Here is a 24,165-nt window from a genome sequence, read left to right on the forward strand (position 1 = left end):
GCCTTTTTTTGTTGCTGGTATCTGTCTCGTTTCTAACCAGATCGATTTCAAATATTAACAATACACTCGTCTTAAAAGTGATTCATCTGCTATTACTGTAATAATACGACAGTACAGCGGAGAATCGCTGACCATGAAAATCGAGCTCGACCAGAATGATCCGACCCCTAAATTTCGCCAGCTGATTGAACAGGTTAGGCGACTGATTGTTGGGGGGCATCTGCGTCCGGGGCAAAAGCTGATCTCGGTGCGCAAACTCGCGGCTGAGCTCAAGATAAACCCAATGACGATCTCCCGCTGTTACCAGCAACTTGAGCAGGAAGGCTGGCTTGAGCGCCAGCGCGGAGTCGGTATGGTCGTGGCCGCTTCAGGACTGAAGGAAAAGATGCAGGACAGGTTCAGCCTGATTGAAAACCCGCTTCGCGCACTGATCCTTGATGCTCGCGAAGTGGGATACAGTCGCTCAGAACTGATGATGCTGGTGATGCAGAACTGGGGCGACGAGGACTAAACCACCAAAGGCCCCCCTCTTTTGTTGTAACCTCAGGCATTCGTGTATTTGTCTTTATTACCCAGCCAGCGTGCAATAATAGCTTTAGCGTTGTCTGGATAGTCATGATGTAGTTGGTGAGCCAATCGCTGCACATCCGGTATCAGGCGCTGGTCGCGAACCAAATCGGCAATTTTAAAATCCACCATCCCGGTCTGTTTGGTACCGAGCAATTCACCGGGACCACGTATCTCCAAATCCCGTTGTGCAATTACAAAACCATCACTGCTTTCCCGTAACACGCCAAGACGTTTAGTCGCTGTTTTGGACAGCGGGGCGTGATAGAGCAACACACAATGACTGGCAACGGAACCCCGGCCGACCCTGCCTCTTAACTGGTGAAGCTGAGCAAGGCCCAGTCGCTCCGGGTTTTCGATGATCATCAGGCTTGAATTCGGTACGTCTACCCCGACTTCTATCACCGTAGTGGCGACCAAAAGGTGCAGGTCACCATCTTTGAACGCCTTCATGACATCCTGTTTTTCAGCCGCTTTCATCCGGCCATGAACCAGACCAATATTCAGGTCCGGTAACGCCCGCGATAAGTCGTCAGCGGTATCTGCTGCTGCCTGCGCTTCCAGTACTTCTGATTCATCAATCAAGGTACAAACCCAGTATGCCTGACGACCTTCTTCAAGGCAGGCAGCCCGGACACGATTGACAATATCTGCTCGTCGGGTATCTGGCACGGCAACGGTCTGAATAGGGGTTCTGCCCGGCGGTAACTCGTCGATAACAGAGGTATCGAGGTCAGCGTACGCTGTCATTGCCAATGTGCGCGGTATTGGCGTGGCTGTCATGATCAGTTGATGAGGGTGAATGCCCGCTTTCAGCCCTTTTTCACGCAGTTCAAGGCGCTGGTGGACACCGAACCTGTGCTGTTCATCAATGATAACCAGTGCCAGTTGGTGGAACTCGACCTGTTTCTGAAACAGGGCGTGGGTGCCGACGACCATTTTGGCATCGCCACTGGCAATATCTGCCAGTTCTCTCTCGCGGGCCTTGCCTGTCAGTTTACCGGCAAGCCAGCCCACTTTGATCCCTAAAGGTTCAAGCCAGCCAGCAAAGTTAACCGCGTGTTGCTCCGCCAGCAGCTCAGTCGGGGCCATCATGGCAACCTGATAGCCCTGTTCAATAGCCTGCAAGGCAGCAAGGGCAGCGACGAGGGTTTTCCCCGACCCAACATCACCCTGTACCAGACGCATCATAGGTTTGTCCTGTGACATATCCCTTTCGATGTCTGCGACAACTCGTTGCTGGGCACCTGTTGGGGTGAATGGCAAGGCTGCCAGCAGTTTTTCCTTCAAGGTGACGGAAGGTGGCAGGGTATACGTCGGGTCCTGTTGCAGTTTGGTGCGAACTGCCAGCATCGATAGATTGTGAGCCAGCAGTTCTTCCATGATCAGTCGGCTCTGGGCAGGATGGTCGCCGTTTTCCAGTGCCTCGATGGAAATGTCCGGGGTCGGGCGGTGTAGAGTTTTTAACGCATCGCTCAACGTCATCGGGGTATCAAGCAAACCCGGTGGCAGTAGCTCTTTCACCGCAGCATCATCAAGAAGAGCCAGTGCCTGATCAGTCAGATTTCGCAGTGTGATTTGTCTCAGGCCTTCGGTGGTGTGGTAGACCGGCGTCAGGGTTTCTTCTACTTTGATATCCGTCTGCTCTGAAAACACCGAATACTCGGGATGAATGATCTCCAGTCCTGCTTTACCGCGTTTGATTTCGCCAAATGCCTTAACCCGTTTACCGCTTTCGAGGCTGTTTTTCATCGCAGCATTGAAGTTGAAAAAACGCAGAGTCAGTGAGCCATTACCGTCAGTGACTTTCACCGTCAGCATTTTTCGGCGACCAAATACTGTGTCGTTGCTGACGATTTCACCCTCTATGGTGCCGTGTTGACCGGGCATCAGGCTGGCGATGGGCCAGACTCGGGTTCTGTCCTCATAGCGGTAGGGAAGGTGGAACAGCAGGTCCTGAACGGTAAACAGGCCAATTTTTTCTATTTTTTCGGCCATTTTTGCACCGACACCTTTGAGGGAACTCAGAGGTACGGCATCTAACATTGAGGAACGCATAGCTGTTCATTTTCTCCTATGTTATTTAGCGCGCAGCCTGCATGGCTGCCCACCATTGTTCGTCTGCAATAACCTGTCCCTGCTGGTCAATTTCAGGATAAGGAAGGCCTTTACGTCGGGCGACTTTGGCCAGCACTGGATGACCCCGTTCGAAAAGAATGCGACTGACTTCCTCATCAGCAAGCAGTGTTCTGGCGCGATCATACATGCCTGCATTCTGGCGCTGACGCTGTGCTTCGTAGAGGATCAGTGCACTGGCAACAGAGACATTGAGTGACTGTACCATACCCACCATGGGGATGATGATATCTTTATCTGCCATATCAAGTGCTTGCTGACTAATGCCATATTTTTCTTGTCCCAACACCACCGCCGTTGGCTTGGTGTAGTCAATTTCACGAAAATCGACGGCTCTTTCAGACAGGTTGGTCACCAGAATCTGCATCCCTTGGTCTTTCATGGCAGCAAACGCTTGCTGTGTATTGTCATGAGTGACGACATCGACCCAGTTGCGGGCTCCGGCTGATGTTCCACCCAGCATGCGCATTTTACTGTTCTCAGGCCAGACAGCATGAATTTGGTGAATACCAACGGCATCTGCGGTACGGATAATGGCTGAGATGTTATTCGGTTTATGGACTTCTTCCATACAAACGGTCAGATCGGGCTGGCGTGTGGCAAGCACTTCATGGATCCGTTCAAAACGTTCTGGTGTCATGCTGGGTTTCTCTTGCTCTGGTGTTCTGAATGTTCTTTGATTATGGCGCAGTTAAAAAAACGCCCGCGGATGGCGGGCGATTTCGTTGTTGTCAGAATCAGTTTTTTTGTCTGCTGACTTTGACCACGTTTTTCATGACTCGGATCCGGCGCATGATGTTGGCCAGGTGAATCCTGTCGCGTGTCGTCAGTTTGACATGAATCGTATACAGGCGGCCATCTTTCTCTTCCGTGGTCAGTTTTTGGATATTTGACCCGGTGGAAGCGATGATATTGGTCAGATCGGCCAGTGCCCCCTGATGATTCTGCATATCGATACGCAGTGCTGTGGTGAACTCCTGATTGAAGTCCTCGCCCCACTGAACTGGCATATACTTGTCCGGCTCTTGTCGGTAGCCACGGATGTTTGAGCACTCTTCCCGGTGAAGAACCAACCCTTTGCCCGGGCTCAGGTGAGCAACCACAGGATCTCCCGGTATCGGAAGACAACAGTTGGCATAGGTCAGAAGAATACCGTCAGCACCACGAATTGGCATATGGCTGTCATGCTCATACAGGGTATCAGCATCACCGAGTAGTCGTTTAGCCACGACAACACTCATCAACTCACCGAGTCCGATACCTGCCAGCATATCATCGAGGCTCTCTAACTTGAGGTCTGAGAGCACATGTTTCAGGTTCCCTTCGTCAACGTCAGCGATACCAACATGCTCACCGAGCGCGTGGTTCAACAGACGACGTCCCAGCAAGATAGATTCTTCACGGCGCATGGTTTTCAGCACCTGACGGATCTTGGCTCTTGCCCTTGCGGTCACCACGTAGTTGAGCCATGCGGCATTAGGTCGCGCACCGGGAGAGGTAATGATCTCTACGGTCTGACCATTAGTCAGTGGCTGGCTGAGCGGATAAGACTGGCGATCCACTCGTGCTCCGACACAGGCATTACCAACATCGGTATGAACGGCGTAGGCAAAATCGACAGCAGTTGCGCCAACGGGCAATTCGACAATTCGCCCTTTAGGGGTGAAAACAAATAGTTCGTCAGGGAAAAAGTCAGATTTTACGTTTTCGATAAACTCAAAAGAGCTCCCTGCGCTTTGTTGTAACTCCAACAAATTTTGCATCCACTGCTGGGCGCGAATCTGTGCTGTGGTGCCAACATTGCTATCAGGTTTATCTTTGTATGCCCAGTGAGCCGCGACCCCTTTATCAGCCATCTGATCCATATCTTCAGTACGGATCTGAATTTCGACGGCTACACCATGAGGACCAATCAGTGAGGTATGCAGTGACTGATAACCATTGGCTTTAGGAACGGCAATGTAATCTTTTACTCTGCCCGGACGAGGTTTATAAAGGTTATGTACCTGACCGAGAACCCGATAACAGGTATCCAAATCGTCAACAACGACTCGGAACGCACACAGGTCCATGATGGTATGGAATCTGTATTCCTTGCTCTTCATCTTGTTGTAGATAGAAAAGAGGTTTTTCTGACGACCAAACACCCGTGCATTGACGCCACCTTCTTTCAGGCGGCCCTCAATTTCACTGTGAATCTTGTCAATCATCGCTTTGCGATTACCCAGCGCATGCGTGGAGACTTCTCGCAGAACGCGATGACGGAGCGGATAAACGGCTTCAAAGCCGAGTTCTTCCAGCTCGGTTTTGATGTTGTGGATACCCAGTCGGTGAGCCAGCGGAGAGAAGATCTCCAGCGTTTCTCTGGCAATCCGGCGTTTTTTTTCCGGCCTTAAAGGGGCAAGCGTCCGCATGTTGTGTGTGCGGTCAGCCAGCTTGATCAGGATCACCCGGATATCTTTGGCCATGGCCATGATCATCTTGCGGAAGTTTTCCGCTTGGGCTTCTTCGCGATCGCGGAATTTAAGCTTGTCCAGCTTGGATACACCATCGACCAGATCGGCCACGGTATCACCGAAACGTTGTTGAAGATCTTCTTTGGTGATCTCGGTATCTTCAATCACATCGTGCAGCAGAGCTGCCATCAGTGTTTCGTGATCGAGCCGCATTTCCCCGAGGATACGGGCAACCGCAATGGGGTGGATGATGTAAGGCTCGCCAGAGTTGCGACTTTGCCCTTCATGGGCATCGCGAGCGACCAGATAAGCCTGCCGGAGCGCTTCGAGCTGATCATCCGGCAGGTACTGAGCTGCGACTTCTTTCAGGCTATCAAAAAGAAACAAATGGCCTGCTTCCTATAGTTACAGACAGAGCAACTGATAACAGTTGCTCAATACTTAGCGAAGTTGACCGGAAATGGTGCTAACGGCAGCCATCTCTGCTGCTTCCTGCTCTTGCTGCTCCTGACGCTCACGTGCGTCTAGCACTTCTTTGGTGATCAGGCTTTCTTCGATTTCACGAAGAGCGATAACGGTTGGCTTATCGTTTTCTTCCTGAACCAGTGCGTCTTTACCACCTGTTTGCATTTGACGTGCGCGTCGAGCGGCGACCAGTACGAGATCGAAACGGTTGCCAATTTTTTCAACGGCGTCTTGAACGGTTACGCGTGCCATGAAGAACTCCAGTAAGTAAATAAATCAAAATGACCGAAAATTATACAAAAGCAAGGGTTATTGTGCCAGTAATCTATCAAGCATATCGTGATATTTGGCAGCTTGCTTTTCTTCTCCCATCCGCTCTGCGCGGATTATAGCTTTAAGATCTATCAACGCGACGTCAAAATCGTCGTTAACAATCAAATAATCATACTCATTGTAATGTGAGATCTCTGAGCGTGCTTCGTCCATTCGTTTGGCGATCACCTCTTCAGAATCCTGACCTCGGGCGTTGAGGCGGCGTTCCAGTTCTTCGCGACTCGGCGGAAGAATAAAGATGCTTTTTGCCTCAGGCATCATTTTTCTGATTTGCTGTGCACCCTGCCAGTCGATATCGAGAAAAATATCGATGCCTTTTGCCAGCATTTCTTCAATCCACAGGCGAGAGGTGCCGTAAAAGTTACCGAATACTTCTGCGTGCTCAAGAAATGCGTTCTGCTCAATCAGCGCTTTAAACTCATCGACAGTAACAAAGTGATAATGGACGCCGTCTTCTTCCCCGGGACGCATACTGCGGGTGGTGTGAGAGACTGACACTTTCATGTCATATCGTGGGTTATCTTTCAGCAGAGCATTAATAAGACTCGACTTACCCGCACCGCTTGGTGCAGAAACGATATAAAGCGTACCTTGGCTCATGGTTTCAATCACTGTGAGGTTAAAGGGCGCGCAGAGTAGCACGAACACCAAAAAATTTGAATTCTCCTTTATACAGGATAACGGTTTTTGCTGTCTATGCTGAGATCCTGTCCGATTACTGTTCGTCGGTCACGCTAATTTCATTTTTCTGCTCTGATTTCAGACGAACTATAAGAAAAAGTGTTAATTATCAATTTCATGTGAATAACGATAAAACTCGCAATTTATCGCGGTATACGTCGTCAGGTGTGTTCCATTGATATAGTGTTATACGCATATATATCACCACATCTCAAAGCACTGATTTGTGAGAGTGTGGTAACCAGCAACAAATACACTGTTTTGCACCATAGCAGCACATTAAAACGGCTCAGAGGAGATGTTATGGCTTCACCCATTGAGGTAAATGAGAAGGTAAATCGCGACGTGGTCTTGAAATGCGCAGAGCGTGCGCTCTCTTCAATTCGTTTTTCGTTGCGTATTAGCATTCTGAAAATTATCAACATCGACATTCAGTTAATGAAGTCAGATTAACCTTTGTGCTCTGGCAATGTGGTGTGGGCTATGTGAGTAAAACAGTGGGGTGCGACACAGAAATTCGTTAGTGAAGAAAGGGCATACTTATGTCGGAGTGGAATGAAAACCAGCCTATTTACCGCCAACTGGCAGATACTATCAGGCAACAAATATTGCAGGGTGTATGGCAGGAAGGAGAAGCTCTTCCATCGGTGAGGGTGGTGGCTGCAGACATGAAAATCAACCATTTAACGGTGATGAAAGGATATCAGCTTATGGTGGACGAAGGATTGATAGAGAAAAAGCGTGGTCAGGGTATGTTCGTTGCAAAGGGTGCTGTTGGTGCGCTGCGTGAAGAGCAGCAACGACAATTCATCGAACAACAAATACCAGCGATTGCTGCGGTGTTAACTCAGACAGACATGTCGTTGGATGAGTTCGTTTCCATACTCAGAGCTTGCATGGAGAAACAATGATGGGACCACTTGTTGAGGTGAAGAACGTCTCCAAACATTACGGTGGTTGGCGTAAAAATACCGGGGAAGCACTGTCTGATGTCAGCTTCACCTTGCATCCCGGTCAGGTATTGGGACTTCTTGGGCACAATGGTGCGGGCAAATCGACCCTGATAAAAGCCATGCTCGGAAATCACCAGGCAAGCGGAACCATACGCATAAACGGTATGGATCCATTGACTGAACGGGAGGCGGTGATGAGATCGCTGTCTTATATTTCTGATGTCAATGTACTGCCCGGTTGGATGAAAGTGGCTGATTTATTGGCCTATGTGAATGGCGTGCATCCAAGTTTTAATATCGACAAAGCCCGCGAAATTCTCCAGCGCACCGACGTAAGGGAAGATAAAAAAATTAAAACCCTGTCGAAAGGCATGAAGGTGCAATTGCATCTGGCCATCGTCGTGGCAACAGATACTAAAGTGTTGATCCTTGATGAGCCAACACTGGGTCTGGATCTTATGTATCGCGATATCTTTTATCGCCATTTGATCGAATGGTTTGAGGAGGGTGGGCGAACATTGATCATCGCCAGTCATGAAGTGGCTGAAATTGAACACTTGCTGACAGACGTCCTCATCCTGAAGCAGGGCAAACCCGTATTTTACGGCTCCATGGAAGATATGTCCTCTCGTTACTTTATGCTGGAAGCCAGCCAGAGTGCCGGTGATAAAATTGCTCCTCTCGCCCCCATATTCAGCCGTAAAGGACTGGGCACCTGTGAGTGGATGTTGGATGCCAAACATATTGATGCGGTCAAGGAGCTGGGAGAGAAGAAGCCCGTTCAGTTGGCCAATGTCTTTCTTGCATTGCAGGGGGAGGATGCCTGATGCAAACCATCGTTCAAATGCTGAAAAAAGAGTGGCTGGAAAAGAAAATAGTGATCAACATTGCGCTGTTTTTTTCGATATTGGCCACTGTACTGAGCGGTTACCTGATATTTAAACTCGGTACTGCAGATATCATGATCTCTACGATATTAGATAATCGGGCAGGCGACGATTTTCAGCTATGCGTCATTGATAATGAAGAAAGACCGCTGGATCAGTGTTTGACGTTAGTCATTGATCCTTTTGTCGCTATGTTTTCAGCTCTGCTTTCTATTTATTTTTTCAGTTTGACCTATCGCAAGCCAAAGGACGACGGCAGTGCCGTGTTTTGGTCCAGTATGCCAATTAGCTCGCTCAAGGATCATCTGGTGAAATTCGCCTTCGGTTTGATGGTTATCCCGGTTGTTTGCTCACTGTTGGTACTGATAGCTAACGTCAGTGTCTGGCTGGTTGGGTTGTTTGTCGAGTTACCAACGGGTTTCTGGGGGGGCAACGCTCTCAGTATCACCGGCTTACTATTCAGTGTTCCAGCTTTCTGGCTGAAAATGATGCTGTCTGGTGTCATGCTTCTGCCGCTGGCTGCCATTATGATGGCGCTGTCTCAAGTATTCCGGCACCCTTTTATTTTCTTACTGATAAAAGTGGCAATTCTTGAGCTGATTTTTGTCAAATTCCTGAACGTAGAACTGGTTGGTAGCTTTATGCAAAGCCTTGTGACGGCAATATTTTTACCGTTCACAATAAGCTTCTCCGAGAGTGATGCCTTCATCAGTAATATCAATGTGATGGATATAATCTTCTACTTCCTGATGGGGGCTGTTGCCTTCCTGATCAGTCTACATTTCAACAGAACGGTAGATGTTGAAGTCTTTTATCGTAAAGCTCGAACCTAAGTTCAGAACATACCAGATGGGAGGCATTCGCCTCCTTTTTTCATTCTTTCATTAACACCTGTTCACCGACATCGGGGTGGTAAATCGGTTGAATCACGTTACCTGCCGGATCTTTGCAATGAAATGACCATGCGCCATCTGTATGTTGATGTATTTGATCCATCAAGGGAGCGCCCTGTTCTGCGAGATAATGATATAAGGCTTCCAGCTCTGATACCGATTGCACGATAAAGCCAAAATGATCGAGTGCTGACCCCTTGTTGTCAGTTTGGTTTCGGGCTCGGCTCAGCGAGAGATTATCGTTACCACATGTCAGATACACCAGATTGTCATTGGCTCTCCTCAGTAGCGTCATCCCCAGAACGTCAGTGTAAAACGCCTCACATTCTTCCAGATTATGCACTTTGAGCGCCAGATGCCTGAGACCGAGTAATGTCACCGGATTGCTCATAGTTACCTCATATTTGTGAACATAAAATATTATATATTGTATACAATATAATCATTGTGGATATTTATGTGTGTAACGGAAATGAGGAACTGGCCGTGAATAAGGGAATGTATTGCATCATAGTGAAAAACAACATTGCTCCAGAAGGCAGAGAAACGTACTTAGAGGCAATGCGCGAGAATGCCGCTGCCTCGGTGCGTGATGAGGAAGGGTGTCTGACGTTTGATGTGATAGAGGCGAGAGAAGAAGAAAACTGTTTTTACCTGTATGAAGTATATCGCGATGAGCAGGCACTGGCAGACCACAAGCTAACACCTCACTATTTAAAAAGTCGTGAGCAGATCATTGGGCTGGTGGTTGAACAGTCGGTTTTACGGGCTGACGTTGTAGCGCTTAACAGCGCCTGATACAAATGTGATCAATAAGAAAACCGCCCAATTGCAGGCGGTTTTTTTGTTGCCATTAGTTTGCTTTGGTCGACTTTTTCGCTGTCGTTCGACGTGCGGTGGTCGATGTGGCTTTCGGTGCAGGTTTTGCCGTAGAGGCGGCTTTCGGTTTATCTGCTGCAGGTTTTCTTGATGCGGCAGCAGTTTTTCTGGTGCCCGATGCTTTTGGCGTACTGGCTGTCTTTGTGGCTGGTGTTTTTACGGTTTTCTCGGCGGTTGTCTCCGGCTGCCAAACAGGCTTGTCAGAGATAGCAGAGTTAGATAACACGACACTTTCTTGGCTCTTACATTCCCACGATTCTTTATTTTTTCGGGTAAAGAGGCGAACAGGTTCGTACTTGTTCGCCTCTTGGGTCCACGGTGATGCGGCGAGCGCCAGCTTCATATCTTCGTAGCCTGCTTCGCTTCTTCTTCTGATTGAGCGTCGTGAAAACTCAGTGTCACTGAGCCAGGTGTGGTCTGAGAACGGATTAAATGTAATGTGGACGATATCAATATTTCTGCCATGTACCTTGGCATACTCAGATGGGTCGTTGCTGTCTGCAACAGCAGCTTGCAAGTGTTTGAGGTTATGCTTTGCAACGACAGAATCAATTTGTGCTGCTGCACGGCTGGCGTACTGTATTTCTTTTTGTCGCCATGCAACATCAGACAGGTTGCTTGGTCGCTCGCCATTTGGATTCCACAAATCCACCATAAAGATCAATAACTCTTCGTCTTGTCCGGCAAGATCTAAAATACCATTGAGCGGTGTATTGGAGACGACGCCACCATCCCAGTAATAGTCTTCTTCAATTTTTGTTGCAGGGAAGGCTGGTGGCAGTGAGCCGCTGGCAACAGCATGCTCGGGTCCCATGTCGTAGTCTTTGTTTTCACTGTCGAAAAACACCAGTTCACCGTCGGTCACGCGCGTTGCGCCAACAGTCAGTCGAGGTGAACTATTACCCTCAGCTTTATCGTTAAGTAGTTCAAAGGTACACATGTCTTTCAAGGTATGTTTCAGTGGCGTTGTATCGTAAAAGCTCGTTGCGGCGTCTGTCCCCGGCGCAGATGTCAACGGCCCTACGACCCATGGCAGGCGGGGAGTGAAGAAATCAGGCTGTCCTAAGAGTAGTGACGTGCTGACATTCATCCAGTTGAAGAGATAACCTAAATTACTGAAATTGTCATTGAATGCGAAGGGGGTAGGCAAGACGGTTTGGCTGTAAATGGGCGAGCTTTTTATCGTTGCTTCAACAAATTGCTTCATAAAAGGATTACATTGCCAAAACGATTCCACGGCACTGAGAAAACTCTCTGTTTCTTTATTCACAGAGCTGGCATTGACACTCTGCCCCCAGTTCATCCATGAATTGTTTTCCTGAACAGAAAAGCCTTCTGTTGGATCCGTCATTGGATAAGAAATACGGTCCCAGAAGTTTTCGAGTGTATTTAGGCGTTCAGATTGCTCGTTTGCTGCGAGAAGCGTGGCGTTAATCGCACCGATTGAGATACCCGCAAACCAATCAATATCGTCAAAGTCTTTATTTTTTTTTATTTCTTCTTCTAATGCTTTGTAGACGCCAATTTGGTATGCGCCGAGTGCACCGCCACCTTGTAATACCAGACAAACCTTTCTTTTCTTTCCATTTATCTCGATAGTCATTTTTCGTTCCTTGGGCAACAAGTTAAAAGTGTCTTGTTATCTGTACAGTATTTATGCGTCAGAAAGAAAACGAATTGATGAAAATTGGGCAAAGAATGACTTGAGTATTTATCGCATGTAATTGATGAAATTATAATTAGTTAATATGAGACATTATGCGTATCAATAGATTGATGGGTTTTCGCAAATACAGCGCACTGTCTGATGGGTTTTCTTTCTAGGGTTACTGGGTATTAGTCGCGAGCATGACATTTCCGTCAGCTCTTCAGTAAAAAATAACGCCTGGGAGGAGAGAACATTCATGAATATATTGTCTTTTTATCGCTCGATATTAATCGGTTTGGCAGTTTTATGCACATCAGCAAATGCTGACGTCGTGTTGGACAAGTTTGAATTTGACGGCTCTCAACAATATGTCATAGCAAGTACCACTTTAGACAGCAACCGCCGCTATCGAATTCATGTAAATCCGATTGACGAACAGAATTGGCGTGATTTTTTCTGGCCAAATACGGTTGATGGTTGGACGCGTTCTTGGGCACATGATATTCAGGAGTTCTTTTCGCGTTTTCTGGCGATCAATAAAACAATACGGTTGGGCTCTGTCATGGTGTGTCCCGACAATAATAACTCGGAATGTCTTGCCAGAGTGCAGTTTGAAGCACTGGATACAAGCCAGAGGCCGAATTTTGTTGGCAAAAAACTCTACTTTAAAATTAATGACGTCGTATTTCCGCTTGCCTGGATAAATAATTACGGCAAAGCGGTAGTGACGATCTCGGAGGCTCAATAGACACTGGATGACAAAAATAGTCTTCTGAGGTTTAGATGGTTACATTCTGATTTAAATAAAAAAAGCCAGCGACGCTGGCTTTCGTTTTCATCGGTATGGGCCGGTTAAATAGCCATCACATTTGATGCTTGCAGACCTTTCTGGCCACTCTCGACAGAGAATGACACTTTTTGCCCTTCACTCAGGGTTTTGAACCCTTCAGAGACAATGGCACGGAAATGAACGAAAACATCTGAACCTCCATTGTCCTGTGTGATGAAACCAAAGCCTTTATCTTCATTGAACCATTTCACTATACCGGTTGTTGCATTAGACATATGTTGTCCCTTTTTCAAATACATAAGTGCGCCGAAAGGCGAGATGCTAATCAATTGAATTATCGAAATGTAACGTTGAAAAGAGGGGGAAACATTGAGGTACACAACAACTGGGTGCAGCAAAAGGTTTAGCTCAAAATTCATGTGGCATTTAATAATTCTCTGAACGACAGAGCAGTAAAAGAATATCAGGCATCGTGCCAGTCTTTTGTGTTACTTCTGGGATTTACGGGGCTTAGTGGCAGAAACATATAACGCTTCTTTTATTCTTTTGGTTATCCGCGCCTTTTCTCTCTTGCTTACCTTTTTTTGAAAGCACTCCAGTATTGGTTTGTATCCTCCCACCCGCTTAATTCTCTATGGAGAAACAGAGAGAGTAATCACATTAGTCTCACAAAGAGAATATCTCACATTGATCTTTATTGAAGGCATTGATACCTTGCAGCGCCATCAAAATGATGAAACCTCAGCCTGCGTTCTCTATCTCCACAACGGCCTGTTTTTATTGTTCAAGAAGTCAAAATAATAATTAAGGAATACCCATGAAAAAGTCGGCCTTCGCACTTTCCCCCATCTTTTTAGGTCTCATGCTTGCAAGTCAGGTCGGTGTCGCATCGACGTTTAGGCCCTATTCCACCCCAGTAGACTGCCCTGATATGGAAGAGTTTGAAAACGCTCAATGTTTCAATCTTACGGTGCCGGCGGACTATGACCACATCGACCCTGTTGTGCCTGACGTTGTTGATCTTTTCTATAGTGTAAGCCCGGTAAAAAATCCAAACGAACGGTCTGGTGCACTGCTGATGAACTTCGGTGGTCCGGGTATGCCTGCTTCTTCTGAAGCCGCGGTCATGGTCCAGGATCTGAAAGAAAGTCATGAAAGAAGACCGGAGATTGGATATGACGAGCTCAATGAACATTTTGACATCATCGGTTTAGATCCAAGAGGAACGGGAGGCAGTGCTTTTGCAGAAGCATTCGGAGAGTGCGCATATTCAGAGCAGGGATGTCTGTCGACCTTTGAGTCACTGGCCCCCTATATGGGGACTAACACCGCCGCCAAAGATATGGATGCGCTGAGACAGGTATTGGGTGAGGACAAAATAAGTTTCATTGGTTACTCGTACGGCACCCGTATTGGTACTGTTTATGCCGATATGTACCCTGAGCATGTAGAGAAATTGATCCTTGATTCGGCAATGCATCCTGAAAAAACACAGGCTGACGATCTTTATTTCTCAAGTTTAGAGGCGTTTGAGCAGGTAATGCGTTTTCGTCTGGCTGAAGCTGGGCGCAACGTGAATGCAGACATGCAGAAACTGAAGGCATTGATTGCAGATTTTGACCATATTGAATGGTTTGTGACAACCGACGGCGAAAGAATACGACCTCACCACTTCTATAGTCTTCTGGGTGCAGTACGTTCTGTAGACATTGATGAAACATGGGAAGCGGTTAAGCAACCCTTGTTTAGCCTCCTTGATCAGGATCTGGGTGCTGCCTTTGTTGTTGTTACTGAATCCTTGATTGAAAGGAAACACGAAGAGCTTGAGGAATGGAAGAAACATTACAATGCTGTTCGTCGCGCTGTTACCTGTACCGATGAGCATTCTGGTAAACCGATGACAGAAAAACAGTTCAGGAATAAATCGGGTATCTTCGGCTCATATGTGTTCAATCACGAGGCCAATATGTGTCACGGATGGTCAGCAATCACGGATCCGGTTGTTATCCCTGCGGATTTGGGCTCAAAGCTTAACGCTGACAATGTGATGGTCGTAGGAGCGAAGAATGACCCGGAGACGCCTTTTTACTGGAGTCAGGCAATGCGAAGCATCTTTGGTGATAGCGCAGTATTCCACGAAATTGATCAAAAAGTGGAGCATGGTCTGATTTTTTCTTTCAACCCTAATCCAGAGTTGGACAAAGCAGCGATCGAATTTTTGCTTCGTTGAGCATGACGGATAAATTAATTATCTCGACATAGCACCAAGCGGCTATTTCGCTGTTCATAAATTAGGGCCGATCCACTGGGTTGGCCCTTTTTTACGTAAAATCTGTCTGTTAATACAGGACGTTAGCACCTGTGTTAGCTACCTAAAAGATACAGTGTGTTGAGCTTTTGAGTTATGGGTGGTCAAAAGCTCATTTAGCTGCGCAAAAAAATATTTATCAATAGATTCATGTGTTTGTTTTATCAGCTTCAGCGTTTTGACCTTTTGGGTTACAGGTGGTCAGATGCTTTTTAGGGGGAGCAATAGATGATTCTTCGACCCACGACTCAACCGTCTCAATACCCGATATCCCAGCTCTTCTTCTGTACCTATAGTGTTCTCATTATTTTTATCTCTACCGAGCAGGGGGCAGTTATTGTATGCAAATTATTGAGTTAGACCCAGAATCAGAGGATGTGCTGGCATTGATTGAGGATATCGATGCGTTAATGCATTCGCTTTATCCCGCCGAGAGTAACCAGCTATTATCGATTGAAGAATTAAAGGGCAAAGATGTCCATTTTATTGGTATCAAGAAAGATAATGATGTGCTGGGGTGTGGAGCATTAGTACGTAAAAACAATGATGGTGTCTATGGCGAATTGAAGCGAATTTACGTCAAGCCGGAGTGTCGGGGACAGGGGATATCAAGGTCGATAGTCAGCGCGCTGATACACTATGCCAGACAAGAAGTCCTTCCTTTTATAAGGCTGGAGACGGGCATCAAGCAAATGGAAGCTATCTATTTGTATGAAAGTCTGGGCTTTAAAAAAAGACGAGAGTTTGGCAGCTATGTTCACGATCCATTGAGTATTTATATGGAGCTGAGCATAGAGCGATAAAGTGCCTGTCAGACAGCTAATGGTGCTCCCGGCGAGCATGCTTACCGAGCTATTTCGTGAAGAGAAGTGATACTGGCTGACACCTTATCGACCTTTTGGGTTACTGGTGGTCAAAAGCTATTTAAGCTCAGTACAGAAAATTATTACTGGTACTGACAGCGACTTGTTTTGTGGCTGTGTTTGCGTCCTTTTACCGCGACTGAGTGTTTATTTGCGACAGCCTTCTGCCCAGCTCTTTTTGCAAGTTGAGTTTTGCATATGGCTTCATTGACTTCCATTTCTGGCATTCCTGACGGGTGCGGCCACAGCCATGACACCAGCCCTTAGGGCCAGAGAAATCGCACAAATCAACACAGGGGCTCTTTTGCTTTTTCACTGGCATTCCTCGCTTTTTTCTTTTACAGCTCAGATAACACCTTATCGACACTGTGTTCAAGTTGTCTGAGCCTGTTTAACTCCTCAAAGATTCTCTGTTCAAGGCCCTTGGTGTTAAGTGGCATTGAGCGTTGGCAAATATCGTAGCCTTTGCCAGAGATCTTATAACCTTTCCAACTCTCTATGCGACGTCTCTCGTATGCTAAAAACGCCTCAATAAACGCTGACTGTTCAGGGCAGTCTTCTTCTGCGTGCATGCATACCGGAAAGGCTTTCTGCTTTATCTGAGGTGCTTCGATATAGGTCTCAAAGTGAATGCCACCTTGATTCTGGTTGTGCCAGTTTTCCTTGTAGAGTTGCAGATAAGGACCACGATTATAGATCTCCCAGCCATCTTCAAACCAACTCGCCTGTGTCAGCATTTTTTCGAGATTGCGGAAAATTGCTTTTATATCTTTCATAAACCCTGCTCGCTTGGATCATTAGAAAATCAGATGGTTTAGACGAGTCAACGTGCAAATACGTTTGAGTGAAACCGCAACTTCATCTGATAAATAGGGCAGCGATGTCTTTATCACTCTCACATTAAACGCCTGATTCCGTCCTTGGCAATGCTAAGCCATTTATAAAAACAATGCGGAAAATGATTGATACTTTAGTGTTAAATCAGCACGTTAAAATAGACTCAATGTCTTTTTCTGGTGTTTTGTTTCAAGGGTGATACGTTTCAAAGGGATGCGGAGAAAGATAATCCCTTTCAAAAGGAACCATATGATTCAATTCAGGGATGGTCTGCCCGCTCCCTATGAACACCTTATCGACCTTTTGGGTTGCTGGTGGTCAAAAGCTATCAGAGATGTACGTGTGATAGTTAACATACAGAAAATAATGGGGATTATCAGGTTTCGTTGATCGATTTGACCTTTGGGGTTATGGGTGGTCAAAAGCTCCTAAAGGTGAATATAGAGGCGGTTTTACCGCCTCTCTCTGTTACATGGTGATGGGTTATCACTGCGTTAGCAATACGTGTCACTAGCCCTGACAGACGATCAGTGAGCCCTTGTCCACCACCTTTACCAGGTTCTTTTTGTAGCTTGTCGGTATATTGACCGCGACAGGTTCACCCGTTTCATGGGAAAGGCCAACCTGAGAACCGTACTTCAAAAACTTATTTTGAAAGGAAATCATCGCTGAGCTTTTGAACGGTTGCAGCATCCCCAGCGTCATGCCTTTTTCCTGACAAATATTTTCAGCTTGCTGCGGCGTGAACAGTGCGTTCTGTTCAACAAACGTATTATTCTCATCCAGTGTGTACTCTTTGAAAGAGTAAACAAACTGATCATTGTCGTGGCGGTATCCCAGGGCATTGGAGTAATTCAGTATTAGGTTTGACTGTTGATAGAAGTCTTCACTGCTACCACCGATAAACACCAAGGAGGTCGGCGCTTTTTCTTTCGATGAAATGGCGCTGCTCGGTTTGTCAAAGAATAGGCTCACCGTGCTGGCAGCATTTGGCTGAGTATTGACCTTCTCCAGCGTCTGAGCGTGCAGGGCAGGGATGTTGTCGAAGACATAGGTGTTGCCGTCTGCAACAACACGGCTTGCCTGCAGCTCAACAGTTTGGCCGTCGATATCATTAAAGGTGGCCCGGTTCAGTGTCATGCTGTCTGTGGTAAGCAGCATAAACTTATCAATACTCCGGCTGGATGCCTCGGTGCCCTCTTTATCCAGAAGCTGCAATACGACTTCAACTTCATTACCCAGATCCTTGGTGTTGTGCATTACTGCCAGAGTTGGTGTCGTTTGTTCAACAATGCCATCAACATAAAAGTTATCCCAGTACTGGTTAACAAACTCACCGGTTTTCGCAGGATAGCCATAGGTCATGCCACCTTTATGGCCAAAGCCATGGTTGTGCATTTTTTCATGCATATACGTGGTTTTAGGACTCGTTGCCCCTTCTCTGAATAGCCTGAAATCACGAACACTCAGCCAGCCATTATTGGTCGTCGCGAGGCCATTTGCGGCTCTTGTGAGCATGGTGTATTTCGCTAAAGGTTTATTGGCGAGCATGCTGATGTGTTTTACCGTATTGCTGGCGTTATCACGTGCGATATATGAGATATAGTCATCAGACGGAGACAGGGCTAGAGCACGCTTGTGTCTGGTGTTGTGGGCCTCACACCACTCTTCCTCGTGGTATTGACGGCTGTAAAGAGAAAAACGAGACATGTACTGCTCAATAAAATCGACAAATTCGTAATTATAAGTGTAGTTATTGAACACCTGCTTTAGACCGCGCATCTCTTTTTCGTATTGATAGACGTTATGTGCAGTTGGCATCGCAAACTTATCTTTATGTGGCTTGATGTCGACATATTCGCGGACGTTTGCTTTGAAGAAAGGCTGCTCTTCTACGAAATGCGCGTTAGAGATAGGGTCTTGGGTAACACCGGAGACATCAAGATCAAGACGGGTAAACGGAGCAACGACATTGTTAACTCTAATGATCTTGTCGTTGACCTGTATTAGCGGTCGGTTCAGGTATCTCGGTGAGTGATTGACCAGTGAGATCCCAGCCGATGAACGAAGAACAATATCAACATCATCAAGATCATATCCGTTAAAGTAGTAACGAGAAATATCGTGAATATCTGTATCTGCCACCGTCACTGAAAAGTCTGATGAATGCAATGCCATTGGTGCTAAGAGACTTGCATTTTGGTTGTGAGGAGAGGCATGAACGCCAACACTGATCAGTGATGCAGAAAGCGTGAGAAGTGTAGATAACGTCTTTTTCATAGTAAAAACAGTCCTTGTATGTATATTCCCCCGTCATTCTATATGTCTAATATTTAATGCAATATAATATTTATAATGTCTGCGATGCTAGTCTTCAATAATATATTAAATTGTTAGTTTTCATGGTTAACAATGTAACCAAATGATTATCAGTGAGTTGTGATTACTTTCCCACCTCTGTATTTCTATTCTTTCGAAGTATCGGTACTTCTCGATGTAATAGGCGGTTGATAAGGATTCCCCTTCGGTAACGAAAGGGTTAGCGGATGATGCTTGCAGAACAGTTTTCATCGCGAGCCAACGCGAGTAGTCAGGTTCATCTTTAATCCGGTTTTTTGCACGATACCTCTTTAAATCAGAATGTTAGTGCTGCTGTCCATTAAATGAACCATAAATCTCTTAAATTTTATCTATTCTCCAAATTGATATTGATAACCGTTATCATTATCATGCTCGAAAAGTTTATTGATACAAGAAAGAGCGAAAGTGAAAAATATAAGTCTATCTATATGTGTATTGATGGCATTAACTGCTTGTAATTTTGATAAAAATGGAGAAAAAACAGAGATAGAGGTGCCGGAGCCTGCTGTGACTGTTGCTGCATTCACCACCAAACCTCAGTTTAAGCTCAACAGTTTAACTAGCAGCAAAACCGACCAGCTTGAGTTTAACTTCAGTAAAAGCGTCGATATTGAACTTGATGTCTATGACAAAGACGACAATTCGATTTTTCAATACGCCAGTGCCGAACCAACATCTGAATACACACTTAATATCGGAAGAGAGTCCGTGGGCACACTTTTGGACCATGGCACATACCACTATAGTCTGACGATATCTCGCAACGGACAATCTGAAACACGACATGGTGAGTTCACCAAGGGCATTCGTTTAATCAAGCAATTTGATAACAAAGTCTCTGACATTTCCGTTTCAAATGGTCAGTTGTATGTGGCTACGGGTGACTATATGCGCCTTGTGGAAGTCCATAAAGTTGATACTCGTGATGGCCAGATATCAACACTTAACATTGACCCAAACCAGCTGCCAAAGCCTATTTATGATATGAAAGTCCATGGTAATTCGCTTTTCTTGGCTGGTCGTAAAAGCCAATGGATGGGTGGAAACCTGCTCACCAGTTACTCTTTGGTCGATCAAAGCCTCACTGTTCTTGAAAGTGATCTGGCATGTAAAACAACAACCGATGACGAATGCTCAGCGGTTTTCAGCCTGCAGCCGAAAGACGATGCTCTATACATTGGTACTTCCAATGGCCTCTATGTAAAACATGGTGAAAAGTATTCAAAAGTCACTGATACAGGTTTAGACAGCGAGTCAGACATCAAGACTCAGTTTGTTGACCAACAAGGCAGGCTTTGGATTGGCTCTATGGCTAAGGGAGGTGTTGCGGTCAAAGACAATGGACAGTGGCAAGCCTTCACTGAGCAAAATAGTGGTTTACCAGCTGGTGGCTTTATGGACTTTAGCCAAACGCCATCGGGCGACATTCTTATGGCTGGAAATATTAATGGCTTGGTAAAGTACAATCCCGGCACTCAAGTCTGGAATCACTTTACACCCGCCAATTCTGATGTCCTTGACCATAACCTCGTCTCTGTTGCTTACCGCAATGGCGTACTAATCGGCTCCCATGATTTCGGGGTTGCCAAGTCTCAAAACTTATCGCAATGGCAGGTGAGTGATAACACGAACTCGGCGATGTTAACCATTAGTACGGATGCATGCGAGTTTGATCCAAACTCAGTAATGTGTAAGCAAGTGATTGTGGTGGAAAGAATGGTTACCGATGCTGAGGGTCGTGTGTTCGCTGCGATAGGTAAAGGCATTTACGAGCTCTACTGATAAATTGTAAATTGACTGAATAAGGCAGGGTGTTCCTGCCTTATTGCTACTATTTCGATTCGAACCTGCGTCAGCTCTTTTAAAATGGTGGGTATGGTCCACTATCAATGATTAACTTTTTACAAGTATTTTAAGCGTTGAAAAATAATAGAAAACCTCATCCATTAGGTGTTTCAAGATATATTAAAAATAAAATTTCCTAGAGGAAGGATAAGTTTTTATTCACGGCTAAAAAAGTTATTAGTATTATTGGGGCGCTTGCAATGAAAAACTTAAAGAAGCATTTTTTATTTAAGATTTAATGTGTTTCTTAATCTAAACCAAAATGTTGGTTTCTCAATTATCGTATCCATTTTCTTAATTATGATCAGTGAAAATTGTCAGCTAAGTTGTGCCATAATTTGAAGACGATTAGTAGGTAAGTTTTTAGCCTGAGACAAAATAGCTGATGAAGCATTCTGTAATATGGAATGTTTAGCATATTTTGTTGTTTCTTTTGCCAAGTCTGTATTGATAATTTTACTTTTTGCTGTTTCGATATTTATTTGATTCTCAGCAAGGTTATGTAAACTGTGGTCCAGTTTATTCTGGATCGCTGCGATTTTAGAACGTTCTTCATCTAAATGACGTATCGCTCCGTCAGCCGCATTAATGGTATTTTGTGCATCGCCGATAGTATTTACGTTGAAATCTTTCATGTAATAATCAGCATCATCAATAATATGGCCTTGAGCCCTAAGTTCGCCGCCATTTGTCTGAATGCTTAGGGCAAATGATTCATTACCCTCGTAAGTGCTGTTGTCATAAGCGTAGACCCGGACCAAGAATGAATCACCACCGCCTTCGGAGGGAATGAGATAGTTCCCATAGTACTTTGTTGCGCCCCATGTATTCCCTCCATCGTAGGATGCATCCCAATTTCCATAATCACTGCCGTATGTCGCGGTGTCGCTTGGAATGTTCAATGCAATCCAATTATCAGTAAGGGGGCCTCTTTCCACTTCCCATGTAAGATAATCTCCCTCTGCTGCAGCGGCGTCTCTAATACTGAAATAGCCGTTAGAGTTCTTGAACAGCTCAGGATTAGAGTTGATTGTCATTTTATCCAGCGTCAGGTCTGGCATTGTTATCGACAGTCCTTCGCCTGCGTCAGTGCCCACTTGAAGTGTTTTGCTCCCAAATGAGCCATTGAGAAGCTTTTCACCGCCGAATGATGTTGTTTCAGATATCCGGTCTAACTCATCTTTAAGTGCTGTTATTTCCACTTGAATCGAATCACGTTCGCTCTGGCCCAGAGAGCCGTTAGATGCTCTTACAGCGAGCTCCCTGACACGTTGAAATATGGATGTGGATTCTTCGATAGCGGCGTCTGCTACTTCAAGTATTGAGAGCCCTTCATTGATATTTCTAAAACTGACGTCCATGCCGGAGGCCTGGGAGTTGAGTCTATTAGAGAGCTGCAGGCCAGCGGCATCGTCACCCGCAGAATGTATCCGTTGGCCGGATGCAATTTTAGTGGATGATTCAGCAACCAAGTTTTGTTGTACCTTAATTTGGTTACTGAAAACGGATTGTTGAAAGCTGTTAAATATTATGCCAGACATTCAATCACCTAAAAATAAGCCAATATTTTTTCGAATAGAAGACTTTTTAATTTTTACTGGTGTTGTACTGGTAATCGACAGCGTAGAGATTTTCTTTACTTTTATATATAGTATAGGTATCTATATATAGGAATAATTAATCGCAAGTGATTGAATAATTTATTTTTGATAAAAATATGATGGTTTATTTATTTTAATTAGATTGAGTAAATCCGTTGTTCTTGGTTAATAAGATGGAGTTCTATTAGCAATAGGCTAATCTAATTAAAATACTATACGGTATTATTACCAGTGTGCCAGATGTCAGCGGTATTCGTGAGGACGTAAACAACGGAAAACTGATTCTTGATCCGTTCGAAGACAACAACATCATTGATGATTGGATCGCTCAGAACATGGTGGTGTGGTTACAAGTGCGTCCCGTCGCGCCTAATGGACCCAAAAATAATGCACAAATCGGTTCTGATGGCCGTTGGGGCAGAGCCTGTCAGTATCCATTTAAAAAGCCAGCAAAAGGTGAATGGGAAAATTTTTGGCATGCGTACAAAATTGAACCGAGTAAAGAGGTTGTCAGGAAGGTATTCCACTATCATCAACGAACCGACGCCAGTCCTCTGCGGTGGATAACAACAGATATGATTGATATGCCTGACTATGGTGGTGGTACGCGCTATTCTCTTTTCGAGCAGAATGTCGCAATCGCGGAGTGGCTCCGTTCAATATGGCACCAGTAAAGAGTTAACACAAAATTCTTGAAGAAGCTTCTAAGCGAAGATGTATTGTTGTTTACGTAAGAGTAATCGCAACCGTTTGTGACGTGTTTAGGGATTAAGCGACCTATTCTCCAAAACTAGCTCTTACTTTCATCTGCCGATAAACCATCAGTTTTTATGAGCCATTAGCACTTGAACCAACTATGACGTCATAACCTTTGTTACGAATTCTTGCTACCCAAAGTGACCTTTGAAATAGTCCCTTTTTCAAATGAGTAGTGAATATACAAAGTCTCTAGTTCAATACGAATACTTTCAGGAGTTTCACCAAATATTGGGTGACTACTGGCTTCTATGACACTTGCATCAAGCGATTTATCATTTGCCCAAACCAGAGCCTCTGCTGCAGTTCCAAATGGAGCAGTTCTCGGATCAATACCCTCGAAGGGGTTATATCCATCAGCTTGTGAAAGTGTCATAAATAACGTTACCAATCGCTGTTCAGAGTCAAATGAAAACTCTAATCCAAGCTCTGGGATGAATGCGGTATAGGAATCGTCTTCACTCTCATGCAGTCGATCATATTCATAGGTGACATCCACATCATAAGTTTCAAACAAGTCGATTAAGAAATCGCTTTTTAGTCTCGTTCCTATAAGTTGTAAATAATCCATCGAAAATGCATGGCTAACCAATAAATTGTAAAGCACCAATATAGTTCTGAAGAGTTCGCAATCAAATTGGCCGTATTATGTAATTCACACCGTCTCGAAGAAATAAGCCTGCTCTCCCATTTCGGTAGTTCAGCCCTCTGGTACACCTCTGTGTAGCAGGTGTACCATGAGGATTTTCAATGAGTTAGGAGTGTACCAAGAGAGGTCTTGAAGTCAGGATAGGTACAATTCATGACGTAAGTTACTGATATTTATCATGGTACACCTTAATGGCGAAAATGGGCTGAAATCTTGGTAAACATGGATGTTTTGGGTGTACCAGAGAGCTGACCTAC

General features: G+C 45.4%; 24 protein-coding genes. 11 read left to right on the plus strand and 13 right to left on the minus strand.

The features are described from left to right. The first annotated feature begins 133 nt into the window (after window positions 1–133). Window positions 134–511 carry a GntR family transcriptional regulator gene (locus tag A8L45_RS10815; RefSeq protein ID WP_068902099.1) on the plus strand — a complete coding sequence of 126 codons (378 nt, stop codon included), beginning with the start codon at window positions 134–136 and terminating at the stop codon, window positions 509–511. Window positions 512–543: 32 nt separating this feature from the next. Here the strand turns inward: A8L45_RS10815 and recG are convergent, their stop codons facing one another. The 5 genes from recG to gmk form a co-directional block, all read right to left on the minus strand. Further along, on the minus strand, window positions 544–2,625 hold the full coding sequence (recG, locus tag A8L45_RS10820) for an ATP-dependent DNA helicase RecG (protein ID WP_068902100.1): 2,082 nt from the start codon (window positions 2,623–2,625) through the stop codon (window positions 544–546). A gap of 25 nt (window positions 2,626–2,650) precedes the next feature. After that, window positions 2,651–3,343: a tRNA (guanosine(18)-2'-O)-methyltransferase TrmH gene (gene trmH / locus A8L45_RS10825; RefSeq protein ID WP_068902102.1), complete on the minus strand. Its 693-nt coding sequence runs from the start codon at window positions 3,341–3,343 to the stop codon at window positions 2,651–2,653. Window positions 3,344–3,440: 97 nt separating this feature from the next. Beyond that, window positions 3,441–5,546, minus strand: a complete 2,106-nt coding sequence (spoT, locus tag A8L45_RS10830; protein ID WP_068902104.1) for a bifunctional GTP diphosphokinase/guanosine-3',5'-bis pyrophosphate 3'-pyrophosphohydrolase — start codon at window positions 5,544–5,546, stop codon at window positions 3,441–3,443. Between the two features lie 54 nt (window positions 5,547–5,600). Then, the gene (rpoZ, locus tag A8L45_RS10835) at window positions 5,601–5,876 is read right to left on the minus strand and encodes a DNA-directed RNA polymerase subunit omega (RefSeq protein ID WP_068902106.1); all 276 of its coding nucleotides are present in this window, start codon (window positions 5,874–5,876) and stop codon (window positions 5,601–5,603) included. Between the two features lie 57 nt (window positions 5,877–5,933). Then, on the minus strand, window positions 5,934–6,557 hold the full coding sequence (gmk, locus tag A8L45_RS10840; protein ID WP_068902187.1) for a guanylate kinase: 624 nt from the start codon (window positions 6,555–6,557) through the stop codon (window positions 5,934–5,936). Between the two features lie 384 nt (window positions 6,558–6,941). Here gmk and A8L45_RS24585 point away from each other — a divergent pair, with 384 nt between their 5' ends. The 4 genes from A8L45_RS24585 (at window position 6,942) to A8L45_RS10855 (ending at window position 9,311) form a co-directional block, all read left to right on the plus strand. Further along, on the plus strand, window positions 6,942–7,091 hold the full coding sequence (locus A8L45_RS24585; protein ID WP_175401971.1) for a hypothetical protein: 150 nt from the start codon (window positions 6,942–6,944) through the stop codon (window positions 7,089–7,091). Between the two features lie 89 nt (window positions 7,092–7,180). Then, a complete protein-coding gene (locus tag A8L45_RS10845) occupies window positions 7,181–7,549 on the plus strand; it encodes a GntR family transcriptional regulator (RefSeq protein WP_068902108.1) in 369 nt (122 codons plus the stop codon). Further along, the gene (locus A8L45_RS10850) at window positions 7,549–8,418 is read left to right on the plus strand and encodes an ABC transporter ATP-binding protein (RefSeq protein ID WP_068902190.1); all 870 of its coding nucleotides are present in this window, start codon (window positions 7,549–7,551) and stop codon (window positions 8,416–8,418) included. The genes A8L45_RS10845 and A8L45_RS10850 overlap by 1 nt, the downstream gene beginning before the upstream one ends. Next, entirely contained in the window at window positions 8,418–9,311 is an 894-nt protein-coding gene (locus A8L45_RS10855) for a hypothetical protein (protein WP_068902110.1), read from the plus strand. Before A8L45_RS10850 ends, A8L45_RS10855 begins: the two co-directional genes overlap by 1 nt. A 40-nt stretch (window positions 9,312–9,351) precedes the next feature. On the opposite strand, the gene A8L45_RS10860 is transcribed toward A8L45_RS10855, so the two are convergent. Beyond that, complete coding sequence (locus A8L45_RS10860) at window positions 9,352–9,762, minus strand: VOC family protein (protein ID WP_068902112.1); 411 nt, start codon at window positions 9,760–9,762, stop codon at window positions 9,352–9,354. Window positions 9,763–9,857: 95 nt separating this feature from the next. Between A8L45_RS10860 and A8L45_RS10865 the strand changes: the two genes are divergently transcribed. Beyond that, complete coding sequence (locus A8L45_RS10865; RefSeq protein WP_245680701.1) at window positions 9,858–10,169, plus strand: putative quinol monooxygenase; 312 nt, start codon at window positions 9,858–9,860, stop codon at window positions 10,167–10,169. 55 nt (window positions 10,170–10,224) lie between these two features. Here A8L45_RS10865 and A8L45_RS10870 read toward each other — a convergent pair whose 3' ends face one another. Beyond that, window positions 10,225–11,853: a patatin-like phospholipase family protein gene (locus A8L45_RS10870; RefSeq protein WP_068902116.1), complete on the minus strand. Its 1,629-nt coding sequence runs from the start codon at window positions 11,851–11,853 to the stop codon at window positions 10,225–10,227. Window positions 11,854–12,154: 301 nt separating this feature from the next. On the opposite strand from A8L45_RS10870, the gene A8L45_RS10875 reads away from it, so the two are divergent. Further along, a complete protein-coding gene (locus A8L45_RS10875; protein WP_068902118.1) occupies window positions 12,155–12,646 on the plus strand; it encodes a hypothetical protein in 492 nt (163 codons plus the stop codon). 104 nt (window positions 12,647–12,750) lie between these two features. On the opposite strand, the gene cspE is transcribed toward A8L45_RS10875, so the two are convergent. Beyond that, on the minus strand, window positions 12,751–12,963 hold the full coding sequence (gene cspE / locus A8L45_RS10880; RefSeq protein ID WP_068902120.1) for a transcription antiterminator/RNA stability regulator CspE: 213 nt from the start codon (window positions 12,961–12,963) through the stop codon (window positions 12,751–12,753). 542 nt (window positions 12,964–13,505) lie between these two features. On the opposite strand from cspE, the gene A8L45_RS10885 reads away from it, so the two are divergent. Together A8L45_RS10885 and A8L45_RS10890 are read left to right on the plus strand one after the other, a co-directional pair. After that, window positions 13,506–14,918 carry an alpha/beta fold hydrolase gene (locus tag A8L45_RS10885; RefSeq protein ID WP_068902122.1) on the plus strand — a complete coding sequence of 471 codons (1,413 nt, stop codon included), beginning with the start codon at window positions 13,506–13,508 and terminating at the stop codon, window positions 14,916–14,918. Between the two features lie 419 nt (window positions 14,919–15,337). Beyond that, window positions 15,338–15,799: a GNAT family N-acetyltransferase gene (locus tag A8L45_RS10890; RefSeq protein ID WP_068902124.1), complete on the plus strand. Its 462-nt coding sequence runs from the start codon at window positions 15,338–15,340 to the stop codon at window positions 15,797–15,799. Window positions 15,800–15,989: 190 nt separating this feature from the next. Here A8L45_RS10890 and A8L45_RS23815 read toward each other — a convergent pair whose 3' ends face one another. The 3 genes from A8L45_RS23815 to A8L45_RS10900 all read right to left on the minus strand — a co-directional run bounded on the left by A8L45_RS23815 (window position 15,990) and on the right by A8L45_RS10900 (window position 18,976). After that, a complete protein-coding gene (locus A8L45_RS23815; protein ID WP_083228302.1) occupies window positions 15,990–16,175 on the minus strand; it encodes a DUF1289 domain-containing protein in 186 nt (61 codons plus the stop codon). Between the two features lie 22 nt (window positions 16,176–16,197). Further along, window positions 16,198–16,635 carry a hypothetical protein gene (locus tag A8L45_RS10895; RefSeq protein WP_068902126.1) on the minus strand — a complete coding sequence of 146 codons (438 nt, stop codon included), beginning with the start codon at window positions 16,633–16,635 and terminating at the stop codon, window positions 16,198–16,200. Window positions 16,636–17,206: 571 nt separating this feature from the next. Continuing rightward, window positions 17,207–18,976 (minus strand): hypothetical protein, encoded by a 1,770-nt coding sequence (locus A8L45_RS10900; RefSeq protein ID WP_068902128.1) that lies wholly within the window; start codon window positions 18,974–18,976, stop codon window positions 17,207–17,209. Window positions 18,977–19,495: 519 nt separating this feature from the next. Here A8L45_RS10900 and A8L45_RS10905 point away from each other — a divergent pair. After that, a complete protein-coding gene (locus tag A8L45_RS10905; RefSeq protein WP_068902130.1) occupies window positions 19,496–20,839 on the plus strand; it encodes a ligand-binding sensor domain-containing protein in 1,344 nt (447 codons plus the stop codon). Window positions 20,840–21,219: 380 nt separating this feature from the next. Here A8L45_RS10905 and A8L45_RS10910 read toward each other — a convergent pair whose 3' ends face one another. After that, window positions 21,220–22,443 carry a flagellin N-terminal helical domain-containing protein gene (locus A8L45_RS10910; RefSeq protein ID WP_068902133.1) on the minus strand — a complete coding sequence of 408 codons (1,224 nt, stop codon included), beginning with the start codon at window positions 22,441–22,443 and terminating at the stop codon, window positions 21,220–21,222. Between the two features lie 293 nt (window positions 22,444–22,736). Between A8L45_RS10910 and A8L45_RS10915 the strand changes: the two genes are divergently transcribed. Then, window positions 22,737–23,177 carry a hypothetical protein gene (locus A8L45_RS10915; protein WP_175401972.1) on the plus strand — a complete coding sequence of 147 codons (441 nt, stop codon included), beginning with the start codon at window positions 22,737–22,739 and terminating at the stop codon, window positions 23,175–23,177. A gap of 200 nt (window positions 23,178–23,377) precedes the next feature. On the opposite strand, the gene A8L45_RS10920 is transcribed toward A8L45_RS10915, so the two are convergent. After that, window positions 23,378–23,830, minus strand: a complete 453-nt coding sequence (locus A8L45_RS10920) for a hypothetical protein (protein ID WP_068902136.1) — start codon at window positions 23,828–23,830, stop codon at window positions 23,378–23,380. Window positions 23,831–24,165: the final 335 nt, after the last annotated feature.

This window comes from Veronia pacifica (genome assembly GCF_001707825.1).
GTDB lineage: Bacteria > Pseudomonadota > Gammaproteobacteria > Enterobacterales > Vibrionaceae > Veronia > Veronia pacifica.